Origin of the sequence: Streptomyces sp. UG1 (assembly GCF_049974585.1) — a bacterium.
Taxonomy (GTDB): domain Bacteria; phylum Actinomycetota; class Actinomycetes; order Streptomycetales; family Streptomycetaceae; genus Streptomyces.
Window position 1 is genome coordinate 1 of the sequence record NZ_JBNGGG010000063.1, and the last position, 22,182, is coordinate 22,182.

The following is a 22,182-nucleotide window of genomic DNA, read 5'->3' on the forward strand; positions in this document are numbered from 1 at the left end:
GAGCGAAAACCCATCGGCATACGCCCCCGGCGCACCCCCTCACCTTGATCGGCTACACCACGTCAAGGGACGCCATCGGAGGGAGGGAACAGCTCGCCCGAGCAGAGGGGAACGTCTTGGTCTGCCTATGACAAACCTTGATTGCCTGGAGCGCAAAGGTGCATGCCTTTCGTCCTGAGGAACAGGCCGGAAGCCCCCGATGAGGCTCGAACGGTGTCAAGAACGAACGGCGTGACCTGTCTCGGCGTCGGAAACGCCTAGGCGCAGGCCGCAGCCGGACACGCGACATGCAGGCACTGCGGCATGGCAGGCTCTCCCCCGCAGCGACACCGTTCCCCCGGTCGCTGACTGACGCGCGCACTGACGGACTGGTCAGGATCCGCCCAACGCGGCGATCACCATACGCGCGAGTAACCAAGGCGGGACAGTGCCGACTTCGGGACCAGGGCGACGTGGCGCAAAATCCCCCTTGCCGGATGTTCGCACCCGACACGTGCAATTTACGTGCTCACACTGCGGATTACTTGTGCGCAAACTGTGGATGCATGGGAGCCTCGAGCCCTCGACAGCGCAGAAGATTGACCGAATCCAGTCAAGCAGCATGGACCATTCGGCAGCGAGGAGAACGACAACCGGCACCAGAATCTCGCCGGCTCCGTGTGCACCCCCCACTCCTCCCGCAGCACCCCACAGATCTCCCTCAACGTCGCCTCGACCCGCACCGCGTCCAACATCGGCCCGATCATGTTGCTGCCGCTACGGGCGCCAGCGAGCATCCCGTCCAGCGCCCCCGGACCGCGGCCTCACCGCGGCCCTCCTTGCGCGCGGCCGGCACCCGCACCTGCTCCACCTCATGGCTGACCCGCAGGATCTCCATGTCCCCGGTGACGGGACCGGTGTGGACGTTCACGCCCACCACCCGCTCGGCGATCTCCCCGGTGAACCAACCGTCCTCGATCCCCCGCAGAATCCCGGACGTGATCGGCCCGATGGGGTGCCGCCCGTCCGGGTGCGCGCGCAGCCCCCGCTCCTTTATCTGAGCGTGCAGTGTCGTGATGGCGCTACCGCGCCCCGGCAGGATTTCGCCAAGCCCCGCCGCCTGTACCTGCTCGAAGTCCGGCTTCAGGCGGCGAGAGCGGACCGCGAGGCTGGGCGGGTGCGCCTATTGCGCGGCGGCAAACGGCTGCTTCAACAACCGCCACCATCTGAAGGCAGACCGGTCTCCACGGTCATGCCGATCTGACCCCGCCGTCACCGGGAAGCACTCCATCGTGAGGCCCACCGCTCCCGACCCTGCCGACACCGACGCCTGGAACGCCTACCTGGCCGAGGGCAACGTCAAGCAGGCCCGCAAGCGCGTCGCGGCCGAAGTACTGCTGCGCGATCCGGCAGAGCGTGTGCACCCGTTCACCCTGTACCCCGTCGAACAGTTGGACGTGCATGCATGTGGGATGCCTTCGCGTCGGGTGACAGCGGTACCACTCCGAGATGCTCGCCGCGCAAGGCCGGACCGCTCAGCCATGTCGGCCAGTGCGCGGGCATGGTCAGCGCGGGTGATTCGGCTGGTCAGGTCCCCGACACCGGCGAGAGCATGTGCGTCGCCGGGCGATGTCTCCGGGGCACGGAGACCGGTTCGCCTGTCAGCAACCTCCCGCCCTGCACCATCTAGCCCTCCACGGGCGTCAGCCGGAAGACCCTGATCTCCCGCTGCACCCGGCTCTGATACGTCGCATACGGCGGCCAGAACACAAGCAGCCCCTTCCATACGTCCGCCCGCTCCTCCCCCGCCAGCAGCCGTGCCCTGACGGGGATGTCCCGCCCCTTCCAGCTCACCTCCGCGTCGGGATGGGCGAGGAGGTTGTGGGTCCAGGCGGGGTGGCCGGAGCGGCCGAAGTTGGAGCCGACCAGGATCCAGGAGCGGCCGTCCTCCTCGGGCATGCAGGCGAGCGGCGTACGGCGCGGCAGCCCGCTGCGGGCGCCGGTGGAGGTCAGGATCACGCCGGGCAGCATCTGGGCGCTGAGCAGCACCTTCCCGCGCGTGAGCCGGTGCACGGCGCGGTCCAGGGCCGGGATGACATGCGGGGCGACCTTGGCGAAGCCCCGCGTGGAGGACACCTTCTGCACGGCTCGCACGACCACGGGCACGCCGATCACACCGCCACCTCCTTAGGATCCGACGCCTCGAAGAGCCGGGCCACGTCGGCGGCGTGCGCCCGCAGCCGGTGCACCGGCCCGAAGAGCAGTTCGTCACCGGCGGCCCGCTTGAAGTACAGGTGCGCCTCGTGTTCCCAGGTGAAACCGATGCCGCCGTGGAGCTGGATCCCTTCGGCGGAGGCGGTGCGGAGCGCTTCCAGCGATTGGGCGAGGGCGAGGCGCGCCTCGGGGGGTGCCGCTGTGTGTCGTCCGGCGTCCGCGGGTTCGTTGTGGCTGGTCGCGCCCCGCGGCGGAGCCGCACATTGATACAGCCCCGTGCCCCTTGGGGGCGTTGCAGCCCAGGCTGCGTAGTACGCCGCCGATCTTGCTGCCTGGACCGCCACATACACGTCCGCCAGCCGGTGCTTCACCGCCTGGAAGGACCCGATCGCCCGCCCGAACTGCTCCCGCTGCCGGACGTACTCCACGGTCCGCTCCAGCGCCCGGTCGGCGGCCCCCACGGCCTCGCAGGCGAGGACGGCGGCGGCCACGTCCCCCGCCGCGGTGAGCGCACCGAGCACATCCGCGCCCTCCTCGCCCAGCAACTCGGCGTCCACGTCGCGCAGTTGGACCCGCGCCTGCGGCCGGGTCGCGTCGAGGGCGGTCTGCCGCAGCCGTACGACCCCGGCGGCGTCCCCCGCCACCAGGAACAGCAGCGTCCGCGACCGCGCGAACCCCCCGGCGTGCGCGGCGACCACCAGCAGCCCCGCGCTGTGCCCGTCCAGCACCTGATCGGCCTGCCCGTACAGCCGCCAGCCCCCCTCCACCCGCCGCGCCTGCACACCCCCGGCACGTCCGCCGCCGGCCCACTCACCGCCGTTGTCGCCGGTGAGGGCGAGCGCGGCGGCAAGCGCGGCGCCGGGGACGGCGAGGGTGGCGGTGAGCGCGCCGGAGGCGAGGCGGCGCAGCAGGGCGCCGCGCTGGGCCTCGGTGCCGAGGGCGGCGATCAGCGGGGCGGCGAGGACGGCGGTGGCCAGCAGCGGGGTGGGCGCCAGCGCCCGTCCCGTCTCCTCGCAGGCGAGGGCGAGTTCGGTCGCCGAGCAGCCGACACCGCCGTACGCCTGAGGCAGGGCGAGCCCGGGCAGGCCGAGCTGTTCGGCGAGGGCGCTCCACAGGGCGGGGTCGTGTCCGGCGGGGGTGTCGACGGCCGCGCGCAGCTCACGGGGGCCGCAGCGCCTGAGCAGCAGCTCGCGGAGGGTGCGGCGGATCTCGTCCTGCTCGGGGGTGAAGCTGGCATCCATGGGGTCTGCCCTCCGGCTCTTCCCGCCACATCTGACGGTCCGTCATATTAGGAGGGCCGTCACGAGATGCACAGAGGCTGGAGGCCGCTCATGAGTCCCGGAAGCCGGAAAGTCGCCGTGGTCGGTGTGGCCCTCTCCGACTGCGGTCGGGTGGACGACGCCACCCCGTACGCCCTGCACGCCCAGGCGGCCCGCCGGGCACTGGCCGACGCGGGGCTGGACCGCGCGGTGGTGGACGGCTTCGCCTCCGCCGGTCTCGGCACCCTCGCCCCCGTCGAGGTGGCCGAGTACCTGGGCCTGCGCCCCACCTGGGTCGACTCCACCTCCGTCGGCGGCTCCACCTGGGAGGTCATGGCGGCGCACGCGGCGGACGCGATAGCGGCCGGGCACGCGAACGCGGTGCTGCTGGTCTACGGCTCAACGGCCCGGGCCGACATCAAGGCGGGCCGGCGGACCGGGAACCTGTCCTTCGGCTCCCGTGGCCCGCTGCAGTTCGAGGTCCCCTACGGCCACACGCTCATCGCCAAGTACGCCATGGCCGCCCGCCGCCACATGGTCGAACACGGCACGACGATCGAGCAGTTGGCACAGGTGGCCGTCCAGGCGCGGGCGAACGCGGCCCTGAACCCGGAGGCGATGTTCCGCGACCCGGTCACCGTGGACGACGTCCTGTCGGGCCCGATGATCGCGGACCCCTTCACCAAGCTGCACTGCTGCATCCGCTCCGACGGCGGGGCGGCGGTGCTGCTGGCCGCGGAGGAGTTCGTACGGGACTGCCGTACGGCACCCGTGTGGATCCTCGGCGCCGGGGAGCACGTCTCGCACTCCGCGATGTCTCAGTGGCCCGACTTCACCACGGGCCCGGCGGCGGTGAGCGGACGGCTCGCCTTCGAGCGGGCCGGGGTGCGGCCGGACGAGATCGACTTCGCCGAGCTCTATGACGCGTTCACCTATATGACCCTGGTGACGCTGGAGGACCTCGGCTTCTGCGGCAAGGGCGAGGGCGGGGCGTTCGTGGACAAGGGGCGGCTGCTGGTGCGGGGCGGGGAACTGCCGGTGAACACCGACGGGGGCGGTCTCTCGGCCCAGCATCCCGGGATGCGCGGGCTGTTTCTGCTGGTGGAGGCGGTGCGGCAGTTGCGGGGCGAGGGCGGGGAGCGTCAGGTGTGGCGGCGGGGGCGGACCGGGGAGCCGCCGCGGCTCGGGGTCGCGTCGGGGACCGGGGGATGGTTCTGTTCGTCGGGGACGTTGGTATTGGGGAGGGATTGAGACGACCGAACCGAAAGGAGTCAGGCATGGCCCTGACCCGCGAAGAGCGCGAACAGTTCCTGGCCGAGCCCCACATCGCCGCGCTGGCGGTCGACGCGGGCGCGGGGCGGGCACCGCTGAGCGTGCCGATCTGGTACCAGTACGAGCCCGGCGGCGACGTGTGGATCACGACCGGGCGAGACTCCCGTAAGAACGAGCTGATCAGCGCTGCGGGCCGGTTCTCGCTGCTGGTCGACCGGACCGAACCCACCGTCCGATACGTGTCGGTGGAGGGGCCGGTCGTCGAGACGACCCCCCTCACCGTCGAGCAGCTCCGGGAGATGTCGGCCCGCTACTTGCCGGCCGAGGTGGTCGACTCCTACGTGGAGTTCGCTCAGAAGAACCACGGCGAGAGCGTGGTCATCCGTATGCGGCCCGAGCGCTGGGTGTCGTCCGACCTCGGGTCCGTGTCCGACTACGCTCCGGAGGATGCCCGATCTTCATGAGCTGCTGAGGTCGCTGCGGGTGTGGGACCCGGCGGTCACCGACCTGCCGGCCTTCGACCCGGCCACCGCGCCCGCCGACCCGCTGGCCCTGTTCACGACCTGGTTCGCTCAGGCCGTCGCGGCCGGGCAGGTGGAGCCGCACACGATGTCCCTGGCCACGGCGGACGAGGAGGGCCTGCCGGACGTACGGACCGTGATGCTGCACGGCGCCGACACCTCCGGCTGGTCCTTCGCGTCCCACGCGGGCAGCGGCAAGGGCCGCCAGCTCGCCGCCCGCCCGTACGCGGCCCTCGGCTTCTACTGGCCGGCCCAGGCCCGCCAGGTGCGCGTCCGCGGACCGGTCACGGCGGCGGCGTCCGCCGAGTCCCAGGCCGACCTGCACGCCCGCTCCACCGGCGCCCTGGCGGCGGCCCTGACCGGCCGCCAGAGCGAAGTCCTCTCCTCGCTCGAGGAGTTGGCGCGGGCGTCACAGGCGGCCTGGGAACGGGCCCAGTGCGAACCGGACGCCCCGGTCCCGTCCTGGACGCTGTACCGCCTGCGCCCCGACACGGTCGAGTTCTTCCAGGGCGACGCGGCCCGACGCCACGTACGGCTCGTCTATCGCCGTACGGAGGAGGGGCGGACGGAGGAGGGGCGGACGGAGCGGTGGGCCAAGCAACTGCTGTGGCCCTAGCCGGCCAGGCCCGGAATGCCCGGAGGTGTCGGCAGCGGCAGCGGGTTGTCGGTGCTGCGGTCGCGGGCCGGCGGCGGGGCCTTGCAGGTCGTGTCCTTCGTCGGCAGCTTTCCGGTGGTCAGATAGGCCGTGGCCGTCTTGTCCGCGCAGGACTTGCTGCCGTAGATGCCGTGTCCGACGCCGCCGAGGACAGTGACCATCTTGGCGCCCTTCATGACCCGGCGCAGGCCCTGGCCGCTGGCCAGCGGGGTCTGGGAGTCCCACTCGTTCTGCAGGATCAGCGCACCGACCTTGTTGTCGATCCTGGTGGCGGGCTCGCTGCCCTTCTTCCAGAACGCGCACGGCTTGATGTTGGACGCGATGTCGCCGTAGAGCGGGTACTTGGCCCGGTCCCGGATCGCGTCGCTGCGGTACCGCTCGGGGTCGCGCGGCCAGTTGCGGGTGTCGGCACAGACGACGGTCCAGAAGGCGGCGGTGCCATTGTCCTCGGGCTCGGCCGCCCGGCCGAACGACGGCGGAACCGGCTTGGACGTCCCGCTCTCCCTCTTTCGGGACGGGGCCCTGCCCTCGGCGGCCTTCTTCAGCTCGACGATCATCTCGGCGGCGTAGCGCACCTCGAAGAACGCGGCACGGCTGCCGGCGCGGATGTCACCTCCGGTGAGCAGTTCGCCGTCGAGGTCGATGGGCTTGCGGTCGGCCTGCGCGACCAGGTCGTAGAAGGTCTTGCGGACCGCCTCGGGGGTCTTGCCCAGCTTGTAGGTGGAGTGGCGCTTCGCGGTCCACTCGGTCCACTTGGTGAAGGCGGGTTCGGTGCCCTCCGCCCAGATCTGGATCATGCCGCGCCAGACCCGGGCCGGGTCGACGGCGCTGTCCAGCACGAAGCGGTCGGAGCGCTTGGGGAACATCTGCGTGTAGACCGCGCCGAGGTAGGTGCCGTACGAGTACCCCAGGTAGGAGATCTTCTTCTCGCCGAGCACGGCCCGGATCACGTCCATGTCCCGGGCGGTGTTGCGGGTGGTGATGTGCCGCAGCTTGTCGCCCTGCTTGGCCTCGCACTTCTCGGCGACGGTGCGGGCCCACTTCACGTCCTTGGCGAACGTCTGGGGCCTGTACGCCCGTTGCCACTCCTGTTCCTCATCTGTCATGCCGCAGCCGACGCCCGAGCTCTCGCCGACGCCTCGCGGGTCGAAGCCCACGAGGTCGTACTTGGCCTTCACGCTCTTGGGCAGGTCGCTCGCCAGCCAATGCGGCAGGTCGACTCCCGGACCGCCGGGCCCGCCCGGGTTGAGCAGCAGCACGCCGCGGCGCTCCGCCCTGGTGCTCGTCTTCAGCCTCGATATCGCGAGGTCGAGCTTCTTGCCGCCGGGGCGGCGGTAGTCGAGCGGCACCTTGATGGTGGCGCACTGGAAGTTCGCCGGCATCTCTCTGTCGCAGCGCTGCCACGCCGGCTTCTGCCGCAGGTACGGGCTCAGGGGATCCGCGGCGGCGGATGCCGTGGCCGGTGCGAGTGCGGGTACCAGGGTGGCGACGGCACTGGCCGCCAGGACACAGGCTATTCGACTGCTGCGCACGTGGGGGGTCCTCGGGGTTGTCGCGGATGGGACGCGTCAACCCTTTCGCGCAAGGGGAGTTGGGTGAATCCATCGAGGAGTCAGAGGTTGCTCCATCCCTGGATGGACGGACAGCCCTGCCGGATGGTCCTCGAGTCGCACAACCGGGACCGGCTCGGCGCCGTCTTGTTCAAGAGGCCACCGGCCGGACGGTCCCGGGCCGTTTCCTACCCGCCCCGAGCCCCCCGGAAGTCGTAAGCGGCGAAGTCGGCCACCGGCCGGTACCCGATGCGCTGGTAGAGGCTGTTGCTGGTCCGGTTGGCCAGGTCGGTGAAGAGCACCAGCTCGCGGATGCCGGAGGCGAGCACGGCCCGGCTGACGGCCGCCGTGACCGCCCCCGCGTAGCCGCGGCCGCGCAAGGGGGCCGGGGTGTAGACGGGGGTGACCCGGACCTGGCCGGCGACCACCGGGGTCACGCCGGCCATGGCGAGGGGGGTGCCGTCCTCGCTCTCCCAGAAGGTGACGCCTCCGTAGGCGATGCGCGAGTCGGCCCATACGGTGGCGGCGCGGGAGGTGTGATTGCCTGCGGCCTCGACGAACTCGTCGTGCCAACGGATCAGTTGCTCCCGGTCGGCCTTGACCGCGACCCGCGCGCGTCCCGCCGGAACCGGCTGCGGCACGGTCAGGTTGCCGAGCCGGTACAGCCGTTGACGCTGGACGACCGTGCCCCGGGCCCCCGCGTGCCGGCGCCAGGCCGCGGCGAAGGCCTCGGCGGTCTCGCGGGCCGCGACGACGCCGGGGATCCGGTGGCCGAGGGCGGCCAGGTGGGCGGCGAGGGCGTCGGCCTCGTCGGGGGTGAGGGGGGTGACGCTCAGCCGGTGGGGCGGGGTGCGGAAGTAGGCGGCCCGTACCTGCCCGCTCAGCTCCAGCGCGCCGAAGACGGGCGCCTCGTCGCCGTACGCCCGCAGCCCGCCCGTGCGCAGCGTCTCGGTCACCGTCAGGGCGACGGTGTGCAGGTCGGGGCGTGAGCGCAGGAAGCCGCCGGCGTGGGAGAGGAAGGCGGTGAGGTCCTGGGTGCAGTACCAGTCGTCCGGGCGCATACCTCATGATCCCTCGCCCGGGAGGGAGTTGTGCACCCATTTCCGCCGCGGACACGAAGCCGACACAAAGCTCCACTCTCAGGCGGGGGTTGGCGGGCACGGGGTTCACGGGTTCGCGGCGTATGCCACGGCGATGGCATTCCGCCGGAGTTTGAGCGACGGCGTGACAAGACCTTCCTGCACCGTGAAAGGACGAGCCAGGACGCGCACGAGGGTCAGCGCAACACCCGCCTGCAGGAGGGGCCACCGGAAAACCGGCGGGCCCTCCTGCGGCGTCGAATCAGGTACCGCTTCCGGTCAGGTGAGCCAGCTGCCCGCCGCGCACTCGGAGGCGGTGACCCACCGGTGGGACCTGATGCTGTCGTTCACGACCTTCCCGGTGTTGTAGAAGAAGTTGTCCGTGAGGTTGTCGGCCCACTTCTCTCCCGGAGCGAGGCAGACGTAGCCCAGCTGGTACTGGTAGTCCTTCTCGGCGTAGAAGGCGACGACGTCCCTGCCTCCGATGAACCCGCTGTTCATCACGGAGGACGCCAATATGTTGGTAGGCCTTTGGAAGGGGCCGACGTCATCGCCCCAGAAGCGATCGTCTCCCGGCGTCACGCCGAGAGGCCGATCCCCGTTACAGCCCCAGTCGATCCAAGCCCGCACATTGCCGTCACGGCCCGGCCATCTCGCCGCGCAAAGGTTGTCGTCCGCCGCCGCGGCAGAGGTGGTCGGTGCCATGAGCCCGAGGGATGTCAGGGCGATGACGGTGGCGGCTATGGCTGATCTGCGCATGACGTACTCCTTGGTGTCCGCCTCTGGTGAGGCATGCGGTTCCACGAACCCGTCGTGGAGGTGATGGGTGGTCAGGCCCGAGGGCCGACGATCTTCTTGGCGCGGTCGAGCGCTCGGTGCTGCAACCGGAGGTATGTGTCGAGGGCTTCCCCGTAGCGGTCGCGCAGCTGGGCGACGTAGTGGCTCTCGCGCTCCTCGCCGATGGAGCGAAGGCCGGTGTCCTTGGCGCAGGTGGCGTCGGCCACGGCGAGCTTCCGCTCGGCCTCGAAGACCTTGGGCTCGGCCACCCGCTCGGACTGTGCGACCGCCGACCGGCGGGAGGCTCCCGGGTCCTTGTAGTCGTAGCCAGACCGCTTCATGCACCGCGACCAGGCGTTCTGCGCTGCCGAGAACCGCTGGTCGGCCAGCACCCGGGGCACGTAGAGCGCGCGGAGATGCCCGGCGGTCTTCTCCGCGCGGAACCACTCCCGGGGATCCCCGTACAGCTTCTTCTCGGATTCGGCCACGCAGCCGCCCATCTGCTTGCGCACGCTCCCGCCACCGGGGATCTCGACGGCGATGACGGGCACGTCGACCCCGCCGTCCAGAGCCTCGTCGTAGGCCTGGCGCCGCTGCTCGGAGAGCCGCTTGCGGTAGGCGAGGTTGGGGTTGGCGGCCCGGGCGGCGGCATCCTTGGCCCGGAGGCGGCTGCCGTACCCGTACTTGCGGGCCCAGGCGACATCGTCCAGCACATAGCCGAGCGTGCGGCTCTCCTCCAGGCTGAGCCGCTCGGCCTCCCAGAACTCGAAACCCTGGCGTTTCATGCACGCGCCGATCAGCCGTTGCTGTGCGTCCGAGATGCGCAACTGCTCGGCATCGGTCAGTTGCCGGGCTCCTGCGGCTGACGGAGGTCCCGCTTTCGCCGGAGGGTGCTTGGCGCTGTCACAGCCGGTGATGACGACCGACACAAGGAGCAGGCTGATCACGGCCTTGCGCATGACGTCCTCTCGCGTTGGGTGTGAACGAGGAAGCGGGGAGGGGAGAGACAGAGGTGGTGCGCACAGGAACCTAGGGCGCCGCCGTCCCCAACGGTCCCTGACAGATGTCAGGGACCCGCACCGAGTCCGATCACCTTCGTGGCCACGACGGGCCGCACATGGCAGCCGTTCTTGGCCCGGGCAAGAACTCTGGCGCGAGCCTGCACGACAGTCAGGCACTCGAGCCTCTCGTGCGCGGCATCCCACCGATCCGCTCCCGCCGCGGCCCTCGCGCCCCCGCGGCCGAAGGCCTAGGCGCTGACGTCCGGGTCGGTCGCGAGTCGGGCGTGCAGGTGCATGTCCCGGTACGCGTCGTGCCGCCCCGCCTCCCACATCGCGCCCCGCAGGGTCCCCTCGTAGCGGAAGCCGCACCGCTCGGCGATGTGGCAGGAGGAGTCGTGGCCGACGGCGTGGTCGAGTTCGAGGCGATGCAGGCCGAGTTCGGTCAGGGCCCAGCGGGCGGCGATGACGAGCGCGTGGGTGGCGACGCGGCGGCCGCGGGCCTCGGGCAGTACCCAGTAGCCGACGCGGGCGGAGCTCATGACCGGGTTGATGACGTTGACGCCGATGTGCCCGAGGGGCACGCCGGTCGTGGCGTCGGTGATGCAGTACGGCGCCGAGGTGCCGTCGGCCATGTTCTCGACGGCGGTGCGCAGTGCGTCGCGGGCGCTGTCGAGGTCGGTGGTGATCCGCAGCGGGGTGTTCCAGCGCCGGAACTCCGGGTCGGTACGCCCCCGGAACCACGTCTCGACGTCCGTCTCGGCGTCCGCGTTCCAGGGACGCAGACGCAGGCCGTGACCGTACAGGTCGGGAAAGGGCTGGGCGTGAGGCCGGCCGCCGGCGATGGTCATGAGCCCATTCAAGCCCCTGACGATCAACCCGGCACCGTCTTCGGCCGGAACACCGGCACTCCGTCCCGAAAGGCGACCTCCAGCTCCGCGCCGGCCCGCAGCAGCCCGGCGTCCGCGCACTCCACGACCTCGGTCATCATGCGGGGCCCCTCGGCGAGGTCGACGACGGCGGCGACGTACGGCGTGCGCGCCCCGAAGGGCGGCAGGTCGTTGCGGTGCACGACGGACCAGGTGTAGAGGGTGGCGAGCCCGCTCGCGGTCTCCCAGTCGACGTCCTCGCTCCAGCAGTGGGGGCAGAACTCGCGGGGGTAGTGATGGGCGCGTCCGCAGGCCCGGCAGCGGCGGACCAGCAGCCGCCCTTCGGCCGCCGCGTCCCAGTACGTCCGGGTGAAGGCGTCGGCCTCCGGGATGTCGTACCGCTGCTCCCCCATCAGAACAGCCCCGGCATCAGAACAGCCCCAGCGCGCTGTCCACCGACCACGACTGCCAGGACATCCCGAACAGCGCGACGACCGAGATCAGCGCCATCATCGAGTTCTGCCCCTGCTCGGCCCAGTCGTGGATCATCAGGGTGAAGTAGAGGACGTTGAGCAGCAGCCCGCCGACGAGGGCGATCGGGGTGAGGAACCCGAGGACGAGCCCGAGCCCGAGGGCGAGTTCGGCGTAGAGCACGACGTACGCCATGGTCCGCGGCCTCGGGGCCACGACGACGTCGAAGCCGGACCGCACGGCGTTCCAGCGGTGCTTGGCCGCGACGTCCGCCGCCCAGGCGATCCCCGCCCCCTCGAACCAGCTCTTCTTGTCCTTGTGCCGCCAGCTCTCCAGCCACCACAGCCCGAGGCCTATCCGGAGCACGGCCAGCCATTGCGCACCTGTGAGCCAGATCGCGTCCATGTATCTGACGGTACGTCAGATGAGGGGAGCCTGACAATCGCCTGTGCCGTCAGGCGTCGAAATCGTGGTCGCGGGTCTCCGGCAGGGCCAGCAGACACAGAAGGCTCAGCAGACAGAGGCCGCCGGTGTAGAAGCCGAGGACGAGTGGTGAGTCCCAGTTGCCGTTCAGCCAGGTGGCGACCAGCGGGGCGAAGCCGCCGCCGAGGGTGTTGGCGAGGATGAAGGCCGCGGAGGCGCCGGTGTAGCGCAGCCGCGCCGGGAAGAGCTCGGGGAGGAAGGCCGCCACCGGGGAGAACATCAGGGCGAGCAGCGCGAGTCCGACCGTGTAGGCGCCGGTGATCACCCAGGCGTCGCGGGAACTCAGCGACGCGTACATCGGCACGGCCCACAGCACGCTGCCCACGGCTCCGGTCAGCATCACCGGGCGTCGGCCGATCCGGTCGGCCAGCCTGGCGGCCGGGAGGGTGACGGCGATTCCGGCCGCCGCACCGACGCTCGCGGCGGTCAGCATCGTGTTCTGCGGGATGCCGAGCGTCTTCGGCCCGTACGAGAGGCTGTAGACGATCGTGATGTAGTAGACGGCCGAGCCGCCCAGCCCGACGCCGATGCCGAGCAGCAGCCGGCCGGGGTGCCGGGTGACAAGCGTGCCGAGCGGGAAGCGGGATGCCGGCGCGGGCGCCTGCGCCTTCGCCGGCGCCGAAGCCTCGGCCGGCGGCGTGAACACCGGGGACTCGGAGACCGTCGTACGCACCCACAGGCCGACCACGACGAGCAGCGTGCTCAGCAGGAACGGGACCCGCCAGGCCCAGTCGGTGAAGCCGTCCCGGCCCGCGATGTTCAGGGTGGGCAGGATGACCGCGCTGGACAGCAGGAAGCCGAGCGAGGGGCCGACGTTCGGGATGGACGCGTACAGCGCGCGGCGTCCGGGCGGCGCGTGCTCCGCGGCGAGCAGCACCGCGCCGCCCCACTCGCCGCCCATGCTCACACCCTGCAGCAGACGGAGCGTCACCAGCAGGACGGGGGCGAGGAGTCCGGCGGTCTCGTAGGTGGGGAGCAGTCCTACGCCGACCGTTGCCACGCCCATCAGCAGGAGCGAGGCGACCAGGGCGCGGCGGCGGCCGAGGCGGTCGCCGATCGTCCCGAACAGCGCGACACCGAGGGGGCGGGCGACGAAGGCCGCGGCGAACGTGAGAAACGCGGCCAGCGAGGAGACGGTGGCGTTGCCGGAGGGGAAGAACGCGGGTCCGAGGACGAGTGCGCTGGCGGTGCCGTACACCGCGAAGTCGTAGTACTCGATCGTCGTGCCGACCAGGCTCGCGGCGGCGACCCGCGGCGCATCGGTCCGGGCGGTCCCGGGCGACGCCGACGGTGGGGACGTGACAGTCACGGGAGCGACATGCGACGGCGATTCGGGCATGGGGAATCCATTCCGACGGGGGGGTGGGAAGCACCGGCACCCTAAGCCCGGGAATTGAATTTCGACAAGGAATTCAACCAGGAAGCCACGTCGTTCGAAAAGCCGGACGACGGAATAGTCTATTTACACGCGTTACCAGAGATGAAACATCCGATGCAGACGCAAGTTCGGACAGATCAATCTTATGCATCGAACTGCGCCCGAATCACCCTGAGTATGCGTCCCACCAGGGCGTCAACCCTCAACCCCTGTCAACTCCCTGTCAATATTCATACACGACCCAGAATGAATATTCATCGGCCACTACGTCTTGCCAACGGCCGATCACGCACGAAATGCTGACACCCAGGGGAACTTGAAAGTTGTACAACCGTCGATTTTCAGACATTGGCCAGGCATTGGAAGGAACTGCGGACAACACTCTCCGGACGGGGAAGGCATATTACGCATGCTGAAAACCGGCAAGCTATTTCGTTTGAGAAGACTTTCGCTGGCCGGCGACGGCCGGCATCTTCTCGTGCCGCTCGACCACAGCGTTTCGGACGGCCCGATCGTCTCCGCCGACAAGTGGGACGACCTGTTGCGCGCGCTGGTGGACGGCGGGGCCGACGGGATCATCGTCCACAAGGGGCGTGCCCGCGCCTTCGCGCCGGACATCCTCAAGAGCTGCGCGCTGGTGGTGCACCTCAGCGCCAGCACCGCCCACTCCGCCGACGTGCACGCCAAGGTCCTGGTCGCCGACGTCGAGGAGGCGCTGCGGCTCGGTGCGGACGCGGTGAGCGTCCACGTCAACATCGGCTCGGACACCGAGGCGGCGCAGCTCGCCGATCTCGGGGCGGTGGCGCGTTCCTGCGACGCGTGGGGCATGCCGCTGATCGCGATGGTCTACCCGCGCGGCCCCCGGATCACGGACCCGCGCGACCCGGCCCTTCTCGCGCATGTGGCCAATGTGGCCGCCGACCTGGGCGCGGACATGGTGAAGACCTCCGTCGCCCTGCCGCTGGAGCGGATGGCCGAGGTGGTGGCGGACAGCCCCATCCCAATCCTCGCGGCCGGGGGTCCGCCGGACGGCTCCGACCTCGTGGCATACGGCTCCGCGGTGATGGCCACCGGCTGCCGGGGGCTGGCCATCGGCCGCCGGATCTTCTCGGCCCCCTCCCCCGGTGCGCTGGTGTCCCGGCTCGCCTCCGTCGTGCACGGGCGTGCCCTGGACGCGGGCGGCGCCACCGGCATGAGCACGAGTTCCCCCACCACATCCCCCACCGACTACTCGACGATCGTGGCAGGTGTCGCATGAGGTTCGCATGGATCGATCTCCGTGAAGTCCCCCGACAGCAGATCCAGGCGGTCGTGGACGCGGCCGTCCACGCCCGGATGGCAGGCGTGGTCTCCGCCGACGCGGAACTGCTCGCCACCCTGCCGCCGACGGTCACCCGGGTGCTGATGCCCCACGGTGCCGCCGCGAAGAAGACCGCCGTCGACAAGGACACGAAGGACACGCAGGACAAGGCGGCCAAGGAGCCCTCGAAGTCCTCGAAGGAGACCGAGCCCGCCACCGGATACGACGTCCTCCTGCGGAAGTTCACCACCCAGGACGAGCTGGACGCCCTCGCCGCCGATCATCGCACCGGCACCCCTGTCGCCGGCTTCGTCGACGTACGGGACGACCGCACCCTGCAACTGTCGTGCGCGGGCGCCATGGCGCTGCCGTACACCGTCATCCACTTCGCCGATCCGACCAAGATCCCGCTGGAGATCGTGCTCGCCGCGGCCGAGCCGGCCGAGGGCAAGCTGGTGACCGTCGTCGACGGCCTGGAGGAGGCGGCGATCGTCTTCGACGTGCTGGAGCGCGGCTCGGACGGCATCCTGTTCACGCCCCGCGGCGCCGACGACGTGTTCGCCCTGGCGCGGCTGCTGCAGGCCACCACACCGCAGCTGGAGCTGTCCACACTCACCGTGGAAAGCATCCGGCACGTCGGGCTCGGCGACCGGGTCTGCGTGGACACCTGCTCGCACTTCGAGGAGGACGAGGGCATCCTCGTCGGCTCCTACTCCTCCGGGTTCGTGCTGTGCTGCTCCGAGACCCACCCGCTGCCGTACATGCCGACCAGGCCGTTCCGGGTCAACGCCGGTGCCCTGCACTCGTACACGCTCGGCCCCGACAACCGCACCAACTACCTCAGCGAGGTCGGCTCCGGCACCGCCCTGCTGGCGGTCGGCGCCGACGGGCGCACCCGGCGGGTGGTGGTCGGCCGCGCCAAGCTGGAGTCCCGGCCGCTGCTGGAGATCCGCACCCACGCCGAGGACGGACGGCTGGTCAGTCTGACCGTGCAGGACGACTGGCACGTACGCCTACTCGGCCCGGGCGGCAAGGTCCTCAACGTCACCGAACTGCAGCCGGGGGACGAGCTGCTCGGCTACCTGGCCACCGACAAGCGCCATGTCGGCCTGCCCATCGGCGAGTTCTGCAAGGAGGTCTGAGCCCCATGGGCGAACTCGCTGCGCACCTCACGGCGGACGTGGCCGGCTCCGACGACGGCATGACCTCCCTCGTCCGAAGACTCTTCGACGCGCACGACGACGCACTCCCCTGTCTGGCCCACCGCCAGGAGCTCCTCACCCGGGGCGAGCTGCGCGAGCGGGTGGCCAAGCAGGCCGCGGTCTTCGCCGGACACGGCATCGGCGCGGGCAGCACCGTCGGGCTGCGGACACCGCCCAGCTTCACCCAGGTCGAGGTGCTGCTCGCGCTGTGGCGGCTCGGCGCCCAGGTGCTGCTGTTCGACTTCCGGCTCAAACCGGCCGAGGTGGCCGCGCTGTGCGCCACCTGCCGACCGCAGTTCATGGTCAGCGCGGGTGTCAACGTCCGGGCGACGTTCGGTTTCCGGTCCGAGTACGAGGTCGTCACCGAGCGCCTCGGCGGTGGTCGTCCGGCCGGCACCGGCCACCGGCTGGTCCAGTTCAGCTCGGGCTCCACCGGGCGGCCGAAGGTGATCGGCAGAACCGCCCGTTCCCTCGCCGCCGAGGTGGACCGGTTCACCCGTATTCCGGGCATGCCGGCGGCGGGCGACCGGCTGCTGCTGCTCAGCTCGACGGCGCACAGCTTCGGGTTGATAGCCGGGCTGCTGCACTCGCTCGTGGCCGGGGTCCACGTCGTCTTCGCCTCGCGGATCTCCGCCCGCGACATCCTGCGGACCGCGGTGGAGCACCGCATCACCACCCTGTTCGGGGTGCCCATGCACTACGAACTGCTCGCCGCCGCCTCCGATCCCCCCGCGCTGCCCGAGCTGCGCGTCGCGGTCTCGGGCGGTGAGCTGATGCCCCCGCAGGTCGCGGCGCGGTTCGCGCAGCGGTACGGAATCGCGGTCGGCGAGTCCTACGGCACCACGGAGACCGGCGTGGTCGCCATGGACGCCGGCGGCACCCTGCGGCCGGCGGTCGGCCCGGCCGCACCGGGCGTGGTGGTACGGGAGCACCGGGGCGAACTGGACGTCGCCCTCGACGAGTCGCCGTACCTCTTCGACTCCGGCGGCACCCAGTACGAGGACGGCTGGCTGCACACCCGGGACCGGGCCACGGTCGACGCCTCCGGGACGGTGCGGGTGCACGGCCGCGCCGACTCCCTCGTCGTGATCGGCGGCCTCAAGGTGGACCTGTCCGAGGTCGAGAACGTGCTCCGCGAGCATCCGGCGGTCCAGCAGGCGGTCCTGGTCCACGAGGGCGTGACCGAGGCGTACGTCGCGGTGGCCGACGGGGCCGAACAGCCGTCCGAGGCGGAACTGCTGCGCTGGTGCCGGGAGCGGCTGGCCGACTACAAGCTGCCGCGGGTGATCCGGGTGCTGGATGCCCTGCCCCGCACGTCCAACGGGAAGCTGCTGCGCCAGGCGGCGGTACTGCGTACGCACTCCGCTGTGTGAGCCGGGTACCGCGCGGCTCCCCCACCCCTGCTGGCTCGACCCTCTCACCGAAATCATTCTCTGGAGACACCGATCATGAGTACGTCGACCCTGGAAGACGAGATCCGCGAGTTCGTCCTGACCGCGGTCATCGACGAGATGAACGTCCTGCTGAGCCGCGACGGCATCACGGACGACAGCCCGATGACCGTCGGCGGGCTGGAAGTGGACTCACTGAGCCTGATCGAGCTGACGATGCGGCTGGAGTCGCGGTTCGGCGTGGAGATACCGGACACCGACATCGAGCCGCTGGCCTCCCTGACCCTCGGCGGACTCGTCGCCGAGGTGATCCGTCGCGGTGCGAAGGCGTGAGTGAAGCCATGAGTACGGCCACCTTCACCACCGACTCCGTCCGCGAACTGCTGTCGGACCGCAACATCTTCCCGGGGCTGCCCGACGACCTCGACGAGGACGACGAACTCGTCCTGGACTCGCTCGGGCTGGTGTGGCTCCTGCATGTGATCGAGGAGCGCCACGGCCTGGTCGTGGAGCCCAGCGACGAGGAGATCTCCGGGCTCACCTCACTGCGGCGGCTCACCGCGTTCCTGTGTGCCGTCGAGGAGGGCGGCCACGATGAGCCGTAGCGGTCAGGTCACGGTGACCGGATTCGGGGTGCGCACCGCGTTCGGCAACGGCGCCGACGCCGTGCGGCGCGGGGTCTTCGCCGGAGTCCCCGCGTTCGCGCCCACCACCCGGTTCGACACCGGCCCGTACCGTACGCCGGTGGCGGCCGCCGCCCCCGACGGCCCCGACGCGGTCGAGCACTGGGCACTGCGCCACGCGCTCGCCGAGTGCGGTACGCAGGCCCTCGACATGGCGGGCCTGGGCCCGGGCACCGCAGCGGCGGTCCTGCTCGGCGTCGCGGGCGACCACACCAGCGTCACGCGGTACTGGCGGGAGGCCGACGACGCCGAACCCGCGCGGACCGCCGACGCCGTACCCGCACAGCTCGCCGAACTGCTCGCCACCCGCCTCGGGTTGACCGGGCCGCGGCTGACCTTCACCAACGCCTGCGTCGCCTCCGCCGCCGCGATCATCCACGGCTGCCGGCTGATCTCCTCCGGGCGGACCGACGTGGCGGTCTGCGGCGGCGGCTACCTGGTGGAGGAGGAGACCTTCGGGAAGTTCGACTCCGGGCGGGCGCTGTCCCAGGACGGCATGGTGCGCCCGTTCAGCGCGGACCGCAGCGGGCTGCTGCTGGGCGACGGGGTGGCGGTCGTCGTGCTGGAGTCCGCCGAGCACTCCCGGCGCCGGGGTGCCCGGCCGCTGGCGTCGGTGGTGGGCTGGGGCGCGGCCACGGACGCCCACCACATCGCCCAACCGCACCCGGAGGGGGCGGGGCTGGCGCGGGCGGCGCGACAGGCGATGCGGCTGGCCGGCGATCCGGACGGGGCGACCCTCGGCTACGTCAACGCCCATGGCACCGGCACCAAGTACAACGACGGCGCCGAGACCCGCGGACTGCGCGCCGCCTTCCCGGACCGGGCGGAGTCGATACCGGTCAGCTCCACCAAGAGCACCACCGGCCACCTCCTGGAGGCGGCGGGCGTCGTGGAGTTCGTGATCACGCTGCTGGCCCTGACGGACGGCGTACTGCCGCCGACCGCCGGGTTCACCGCGCCGGACCCGGAGTGCGACCTCGACTACGTGCCGAACCGGCCGCGCCGGGCCGACCTGCGCCGGGCGCTCAACGTCAACGCCGCGTTCGGCGGCGCCAACACCGCACTCGTGCTGGAGCGGCCGTGACAACCAGCGAGAAGACCGTGCTCCGGGGACCCCTCGGCATCCTCGCCTCGGCTACGGCCACGCATGGCACCGGCCGGGACGACGACATCCCGCTGCCGCGGCTGCCCGGCTTCGTGGAGTCCGCGTTCAGCCCGCTGGCGTACGAGGTGAGCAGCCGGTGCCTGACCGAGCGGCCGGGTGACGGTTCGCGCACCGCCGTGGCGCTGGCCAGTCTGCTGGGCGACACCACCACCGCCGACCTGGCCAGCCGGCGCATGGTCTCCGGCAAGGTCCACAACCCGCTGCTGTTCATGCAGGCCACGCCCAACTCCGTACTGGGCCACACCAGCCGGGAGTTCCAGATCACCGGGCAGATGTTCAGCATCTCCACCTTCGACGACCCGGTGACCGAACTGCTGGCCATGGCGGATCTGCTGCTGGAGGACCCGGAGCTGGACCGGGTCCTGGTGCTGGGCGTGGAGCTGGGCGGCAGCGAACGGCTGGCCGCCATGCGGCGGGAACTGACCGCCGACGGCGACAGCCCGGTACCGGACCTCCCCGCATCCGCCGGTCTGGCGGCCGCGGTGCTGCTCGGCCGCCCGGGGGCAGGGACGCCGGTGACGGTCCGGCAGGCGGAGCCCGCCGCCGACGACGCGGACCCCGGGGCCGTCAACCGTCCCGGCAGTATCCAGGGCCTCTTCGACCTGGCCGACGCCCACCGCCGGCTGCTGCGGGACGGCGGGAACCTGCTCCTGCCCGGCCCCGCCGCGTTCCTCCTCACCACCGACACCGCCGACACCACCGACGACACGGAGACCCATGCTCATCAGTAGGCAGGAGCGGGCGCGGATCTGCTCCGACACCGAACTGGGCGCCGGCAACGTCCTGGCGCGCCTGAAGGCGTACGGCCGCCCGCTCGACGAACCCGTACTGCGCACGGACGGCACCTGGCAGGCGCCCGACGGCAGCCGCCCCGAGGTGCTGACCCTCGGCGAGCTGTACGAGGCGGTCGAGACGTACGCGGGCTGGTACGCCGCCCACGGGGTACGGCCCCGCGACCCGGTCGCCCTCCACTCGTACTCCAGCGCCGAGTTCGCGGTGAACTTCCTGGCGCTGACGTCCCTCGGCGCGATCCCGTCGTTCGTCAACGGCAATCTGGCCCCGGAGATCGCCCGGGAGTACGTGCGCCGCCAGGGCGCGGTCGGCGCGTTCACGGACGAGGCTCATCGCGAGGTGCTCGCGGACTGCGGGCTCGGCTTCCACGTCACCGCCGCCGGCATCCGCCCGGAGCACCGCGCCTCGCTGCCGGCGTCGTACCCGTACCGGCACGACCCGACCGACCCGGTGCTCATCTCGCACTCCTCCGGCACCACCGGCATGCCCAAGGGCGTACCGCACACCCACCGGACCCTGATGTACGCCCAGGTGCACCGGCTGCGCTACTCCACCGGCACCGACATGGAGCGCACCCTGGTGGGGCTGCCGGGCGCGCACAACGCCATGGTGGCGACGCTGCTGTACTGCCTGCTGCTGCGCACCGACGTCAAGCTCCTGTCCAGCCAGCGCGGCGCCGACGTGCTGGACGCCGTTGAGGAGTTCCGGCCGACCACCGTGCTGGCCTTCGCCGGGACGTTCGGCGAGATGGCCGCCGAGGACCTGACGCGGCGTGACCTGTCCAGCGTGCAGGTGTGGTTCAACACCGGCGACGCGGCGCACGAGGCGCACATCCGCGCCCTGGTGCAGCACGGCAGTCACCAGAAGATCGACCGGGACCTGCGCCGCGTACGGGTCGACGGCTCGGTCTTCGTGGACGGGCTCGGCTCGTCGGAGGCCGGCTACTCCGTCTTCCACAACCGGCACACCAAGGACACCGACGCCTACTCCCGCTGCATCGGCAGACCGATCAGCTTCGCCGAGGCCGCCGTACTCTCCGAGGACGGCACCCCGCTGCCGCCCGGACAGATCGGCCGCCTGGGCCTCAAGTCCCCGACCCTCACGCCCGGTTACTGGAACGACTCGCTGACCTGGAACCGGATGCGGCTCGGCGGCTACTGGCTCACCGGGGACCTCGCCCACCAGGACGAGGACGGCAACTTCTACCACCTCGACCGCGCGCCGGACGCCGTCCGCACCCGGGCCGGCATCGTCTTCAGCACCCGCACCGAGGAACTCCTGCTGGCCGAGCTGCCCGAGCTGGCCGACTGCACGGTCGTCGGCATCGCCCCGGACGGCGTACGGGCGGACTGGGACGGCGACGGAGAGGGCGAGGCGTACGCGCTGCTCCAGGTGGCCGACGAAGAGGGCACCGGCGATGACGAGGCGTGGACCGAGCGCGTCAACTCCGTGCTGACGGCCGCCGGATACCCCCCGGTGCACCGGGCCCTGCGCATGCGGCCCGACGACGTGGCCAAGGGCGCCACCGGCAAGGTTCTCAAACGAGTGATGCGCGACAGGTTCGTCGCCGAGGAGCAGCCCGCATGAGCACGAGCACAGCAGGCGGCGACGGCGTCAACCACCGCGCCCGGGCGAGTGAGGCCTACCGGCTGTGGTGGCAGCACGACGCCAACTGGTACCAGGGAGTGGTCGCGCGGTTCGGGCAGGAGGCCGCCAACGAGATCAACGCCGAGGCGTTGCGCAAGATCGCCCTGCAGGTCGCACAGCGCGTCGCCCGCCTTGGCGGTCCGCTCCCCGACACCGGTGACACCCGCAAGGACCTGGAGGAACTGCGCCGCCGCTACGACGACTGCGGCGACCGGATGTTCCCGCCGGAGCTGCGCAACGCCTCCACCGAGGTCGAGGACGACGACCTGATCGTGCTCACCCTGAAGCGCAGCTTCGCCGTCACGATGGTGCGGATGGCCGGTTCGCTGGAGGGCTACCGCTGCCCCTGCACGGACATCCACGCGGGCTGGTCGGAGGGGCTCGGCGTGACCCTCACGGAGAACAGGGCCGAAAGCTGCCTGCGGGACGGCGACAAGGCGTGCCGTCTGCTGATGCGGGTCGCCACGCCCCTGACCGCCGGTGGGGAGGGCTGACGT

22 protein-coding genes and 3 pseudogenes are annotated in these 22,182 nt (G+C 71.1%); 14 read left to right on the forward strand and 11 right to left on the reverse strand.

The annotated features are described in order from the left end of the window. Positions 1 to 641 precede the first annotated feature (641 nt). Positions 642 to 1,039 (reverse strand): annotated as a pseudogene (locus tag ACP4J3_RS46045) (methylmalonyl-CoA mutase family protein); the annotation flags it as partial. A 232-nt stretch (positions 1,040 to 1,271) separates the two neighbouring features. Between ACP4J3_RS46045 and ACP4J3_RS46050 the strand changes: the two are divergent. Continuing rightward, positions 1,272 to 1,400 (forward strand): annotated as a pseudogene (locus ACP4J3_RS46050) (NUDIX domain-containing protein); the annotation flags it as partial. A 265-nt stretch (positions 1,401 to 1,665) separates the two neighbouring features. On the opposite strand, the gene ACP4J3_RS46055 reads toward ACP4J3_RS46050, so the two are convergent. Both ACP4J3_RS46055 and ACP4J3_RS46060 read right to left on the reverse strand, forming a co-directional pair. Continuing rightward, on the reverse strand, positions 1,666 to 2,154 hold the full coding sequence (locus ACP4J3_RS46055) for a nitroreductase/quinone reductase family protein (protein ID WP_426543418.1): 489 nt from the start codon (positions 2,152 to 2,154) through the stop codon (positions 1,666 to 1,668). Next, entirely contained in the window at positions 2,151 to 3,434 is a 1,284-nt protein-coding gene (locus ACP4J3_RS46060) for an acyl-CoA dehydrogenase family protein (RefSeq protein ID WP_426543420.1), read from the reverse strand. The genes ACP4J3_RS46055 and ACP4J3_RS46060 overlap by 4 nt, the downstream gene beginning before the upstream one ends. Positions 3,435 to 3,524: 90 nt before the next feature. Here ACP4J3_RS46060 and ACP4J3_RS46065 point away from each other — a divergent pair, with 90 nt between their 5' ends. The 3 genes from ACP4J3_RS46065 to ACP4J3_RS46075 are packed head-to-tail and all read left to right on the forward strand — an operon-like array spanning position 3,525 to position 5,861. Beyond that, positions 3,525 to 4,703, forward strand: a complete 1,179-nt coding sequence (locus ACP4J3_RS46065) for a thiolase C-terminal domain-containing protein (protein ID WP_426543422.1) — start codon at positions 3,525 to 3,527, stop codon at positions 4,701 to 4,703. Positions 4,704 to 4,729: 26 nt separating this feature from the next. Beyond that, on the forward strand, positions 4,730 to 5,188 hold the full coding sequence (locus tag ACP4J3_RS46070; protein WP_426543424.1) for a pyridoxamine 5'-phosphate oxidase family protein: 459 nt from the start codon (positions 4,730 to 4,732) through the stop codon (positions 5,186 to 5,188). After that, positions 5,172 to 5,861 carry a pyridoxine/pyridoxamine 5'-phosphate oxidase gene (locus tag ACP4J3_RS46075; protein ID WP_426543426.1) on the forward strand — a complete coding sequence of 230 codons (690 nt, stop codon included), beginning with the start codon at positions 5,172 to 5,174 and terminating at the stop codon, positions 5,859 to 5,861. Before ACP4J3_RS46070 ends, ACP4J3_RS46075 begins: the two co-directional genes overlap by 17 nt. On the opposite strand, the gene ACP4J3_RS46080 is transcribed toward ACP4J3_RS46075, so the two are convergent. From ACP4J3_RS46080 to ACP4J3_RS46095, 4 genes are all read right to left on the reverse strand, one after another. Then, entirely contained in the window at positions 5,858 to 7,432 is a 1,575-nt protein-coding gene (locus ACP4J3_RS46080) for an alpha/beta hydrolase (RefSeq protein ID WP_426543428.1), read from the reverse strand. The two genes, ACP4J3_RS46075 and ACP4J3_RS46080, sit on opposite strands and share 4 nt — an antisense overlap. A gap of 206 nt (positions 7,433 to 7,638) precedes the next feature. After that, the gene (locus tag ACP4J3_RS46085) at positions 7,639 to 8,511 is read right to left on the reverse strand and encodes a GNAT family N-acetyltransferase (protein WP_426543430.1); all 873 of its coding nucleotides are present in this window, start codon (positions 8,509 to 8,511) and stop codon (positions 7,639 to 7,641) included. A gap of 297 nt (positions 8,512 to 8,808) precedes the next feature. Then, on the reverse strand, positions 8,809 to 9,030 hold the full coding sequence (locus ACP4J3_RS46090) for a hypothetical protein (RefSeq protein ID WP_426543432.1): 222 nt from the start codon (positions 9,028 to 9,030) through the stop codon (positions 8,809 to 8,811). Between the two features lie 329 nt (positions 9,031 to 9,359). Further along, complete coding sequence (locus ACP4J3_RS46095; protein ID WP_426543434.1) at positions 9,360 to 10,265, reverse strand: hypothetical protein; 906 nt, start codon at positions 10,263 to 10,265, stop codon at positions 9,360 to 9,362. A 188-nt stretch (positions 10,266 to 10,453) separates the two neighbouring features. Between ACP4J3_RS46095 and ACP4J3_RS46100 the strand changes: the two are divergent. After that, positions 10,454 to 10,537, forward strand: a pseudogene (locus ACP4J3_RS46100) (IS5/IS1182 family transposase); the annotation flags it as partial. Positions 10,538 to 10,555: 18 nt separating this feature from the next. Here the strand turns inward: ACP4J3_RS46100 and ACP4J3_RS46105 are convergent. The 4 genes from ACP4J3_RS46105 to ACP4J3_RS46120 are packed head-to-tail and all read right to left on the reverse strand — an operon-like array spanning position 10,556 to position 13,466. Continuing rightward, complete coding sequence (locus tag ACP4J3_RS46105; RefSeq protein ID WP_426543436.1) at positions 10,556 to 11,155, reverse strand: GNAT family N-acetyltransferase; 600 nt, start codon at positions 11,153 to 11,155, stop codon at positions 10,556 to 10,558. A 23-nt stretch (positions 11,156 to 11,178) separates the two neighbouring features. Next, on the reverse strand, positions 11,179 to 11,586 hold the full coding sequence (locus tag ACP4J3_RS46110) for a Zn-ribbon domain-containing OB-fold protein (protein WP_426543438.1): 408 nt from the start codon (positions 11,584 to 11,586) through the stop codon (positions 11,179 to 11,181). 16 nt (positions 11,587 to 11,602) lie between these two features. After that, a complete protein-coding gene (locus ACP4J3_RS46115) occupies positions 11,603 to 12,049 on the reverse strand; it encodes a DoxX family protein (RefSeq protein WP_426543440.1) in 447 nt (148 codons plus the stop codon). A gap of 49 nt (positions 12,050 to 12,098) precedes the next feature. Further along, positions 12,099 to 13,466 (reverse strand): MFS transporter, encoded by a 1,368-nt coding sequence (locus ACP4J3_RS46120; protein ID WP_426543442.1) that lies wholly within the window; start codon positions 13,464 to 13,466, stop codon positions 12,099 to 12,101. Positions 13,467 to 13,914: 448 nt separating this feature from the next. Here ACP4J3_RS46120 and ACP4J3_RS46125 point away from each other — a divergent pair, with 448 nt between their 5' ends. The 9 genes from ACP4J3_RS46125 to ACP4J3_RS46165 all read left to right on the forward strand — a co-directional run bounded on the left by ACP4J3_RS46125 (position 13,915) and on the right by ACP4J3_RS46165 (position 22,179). Continuing rightward, the gene (locus ACP4J3_RS46125) at positions 13,915 to 14,763 is read left to right on the forward strand and encodes a 2-amino-3,7-dideoxy-D-threo-hept-6-ulosonate synthase (protein ID WP_426543444.1); all 849 of its coding nucleotides are present in this window, start codon (positions 13,915 to 13,917) and stop codon (positions 14,761 to 14,763) included. Then, entirely contained in the window at positions 14,760 to 15,947 is a 1,188-nt protein-coding gene (locus tag ACP4J3_RS46130) for a 3-dehydroquinate synthase II family protein (RefSeq protein ID WP_426543446.1), read from the forward strand. Before ACP4J3_RS46125 ends, ACP4J3_RS46130 begins: the two co-directional genes overlap by 4 nt. 5 nt (positions 15,948 to 15,952) lie before the next feature. After that, the gene (locus ACP4J3_RS46135) at positions 15,953 to 17,380 is read left to right on the forward strand and encodes a class I adenylate-forming enzyme family protein (protein ID WP_426543448.1); all 1,428 of its coding nucleotides are present in this window, start codon (positions 15,953 to 15,955) and stop codon (positions 17,378 to 17,380) included. Between the two features lie 75 nt (positions 17,381 to 17,455). Further along, a complete protein-coding gene (locus tag ACP4J3_RS46140) occupies positions 17,456 to 17,731 on the forward strand; it encodes an acyl carrier protein (protein WP_190197229.1) in 276 nt (91 codons plus the stop codon). 8 nt (positions 17,732 to 17,739) lie between these two features. Continuing rightward, complete coding sequence (locus ACP4J3_RS46145) at positions 17,740 to 18,003, forward strand: acyl carrier protein (RefSeq protein WP_426543451.1); 264 nt, start codon at positions 17,740 to 17,742, stop codon at positions 18,001 to 18,003. Further along, on the forward strand, positions 17,993 to 19,165 hold the full coding sequence (locus ACP4J3_RS46150) for a beta-ketoacyl-[acyl-carrier-protein] synthase family protein (protein ID WP_426543453.1): 1,173 nt from the start codon (positions 17,993 to 17,995) through the stop codon (positions 19,163 to 19,165). Before ACP4J3_RS46145 ends, ACP4J3_RS46150 begins: the two co-directional genes overlap by 11 nt. Then, positions 19,162 to 19,977: a hypothetical protein gene (locus ACP4J3_RS46155; RefSeq protein ID WP_426543455.1), complete on the forward strand. Its 816-nt coding sequence runs from the start codon at positions 19,162 to 19,164 to the stop codon at positions 19,975 to 19,977. Before ACP4J3_RS46150 ends, ACP4J3_RS46155 begins: the two co-directional genes overlap by 4 nt. Continuing rightward, entirely contained in the window at positions 19,964 to 21,625 is a 1,662-nt protein-coding gene (locus ACP4J3_RS46160) for a class I adenylate-forming enzyme family protein (protein WP_426543457.1), read from the forward strand. Before ACP4J3_RS46155 ends, ACP4J3_RS46160 begins: the two co-directional genes overlap by 14 nt. After that, on the forward strand, positions 21,622 to 22,179 hold the full coding sequence (locus tag ACP4J3_RS46165; RefSeq protein ID WP_426543459.1) for a hypothetical protein: 558 nt from the start codon (positions 21,622 to 21,624) through the stop codon (positions 22,177 to 22,179). The genes ACP4J3_RS46160 and ACP4J3_RS46165 overlap by 4 nt, the downstream gene beginning before the upstream one ends. Positions 22,180 to 22,182 lie beyond the last annotated feature (3 nt).

Bases quoted from the DNA above. Each gene is read 5' to 3' on its own strand.
- ACP4J3_RS46160 (WP_426543457.1), top strand. From the start codon at position 19,964: ATGCTCATCAGTAGGCAGGAGCGGGCGCGGATCTGCTCCGACACCGAA.
- ACP4J3_RS46060 (WP_426543420.1), bottom strand. From the start codon at position 3,434: ATGGATGCCAGCTTCACCCCCGAGCAGGACGAGATCCGCCGCACCCTC.
- ACP4J3_RS46075 (WP_426543426.1), top strand. From the start codon at position 5,172: ATGCCCGATCTTCATGAGCTGCTGAGGTCGCTGCGGGTGTGGGACCCG.
- ACP4J3_RS46095 (WP_426543434.1), bottom strand. From the start codon at position 10,265: ATGCGCAAGGCCGTGATCAGCCTGCTCCTTGTGTCGGTCGTCATCACC.
- ACP4J3_RS46150 (WP_426543453.1), top strand. From the start codon at position 17,993: ATGAGCCGTAGCGGTCAGGTCACGGTGACCGGATTCGGGGTGCGCACC.
- ACP4J3_RS46140 (WP_190197229.1), top strand. From the start codon at position 17,456: ATGAGTACGTCGACCCTGGAAGACGAGATCCGCGAGTTCGTCCTGACC.
- ACP4J3_RS46065 (WP_426543422.1), top strand. From the start codon at position 3,525: ATGAGTCCCGGAAGCCGGAAAGTCGCCGTGGTCGGTGTGGCCCTCTCC.
- ACP4J3_RS46115 (WP_426543440.1), bottom strand. From the start codon at position 12,049: ATGGACGCGATCTGGCTCACAGGTGCGCAATGGCTGGCCGTGCTCCGG.
- ACP4J3_RS46135 (WP_426543448.1), top strand. From the start codon at position 15,953: ATGGGCGAACTCGCTGCGCACCTCACGGCGGACGTGGCCGGCTCCGAC.
- ACP4J3_RS46085 (WP_426543430.1), bottom strand. From the start codon at position 8,511: ATGCGCCCGGACGACTGGTACTGCACCCAGGACCTCACCGCCTTCCTC.
- ACP4J3_RS46130 (WP_426543446.1), top strand. From the start codon at position 14,760: ATGAGGTTCGCATGGATCGATCTCCGTGAAGTCCCCCGACAGCAGATC.
- ACP4J3_RS46090 (WP_426543432.1), bottom strand. From the start codon at position 9,030: ATGAACAGCGGGTTCATCGGAGGCAGGGACGTCGTCGCCTTCTACGCC.
- ACP4J3_RS46105 (WP_426543436.1), bottom strand. From the start codon at position 11,155: ATGACCATCGCCGGCGGCCGGCCTCACGCCCAGCCCTTTCCCGACCTG.
- ACP4J3_RS46165 (WP_426543459.1), top strand. From the start codon at position 21,622: ATGAGCACGAGCACAGCAGGCGGCGACGGCGTCAACCACCGCGCCCGG.
- ACP4J3_RS46145 (WP_426543451.1), top strand. From the start codon at position 17,740: ATGAGTACGGCCACCTTCACCACCGACTCCGTCCGCGAACTGCTGTCG.
- ACP4J3_RS46070 (WP_426543424.1), top strand. From the start codon at position 4,730: ATGGCCCTGACCCGCGAAGAGCGCGAACAGTTCCTGGCCGAGCCCCAC.
- ACP4J3_RS46110 (WP_426543438.1), bottom strand. From the start codon at position 11,586: ATGGGGGAGCAGCGGTACGACATCCCGGAGGCCGACGCCTTCACCCGG.
- ACP4J3_RS46125 (WP_426543444.1), top strand. From the start codon at position 13,915: ATGCTGAAAACCGGCAAGCTATTTCGTTTGAGAAGACTTTCGCTGGCC.
- ACP4J3_RS46120 (WP_426543442.1), bottom strand. From the start codon at position 13,466: ATGCCCGAATCGCCGTCGCATGTCGCTCCCGTGACTGTCACGTCCCCA.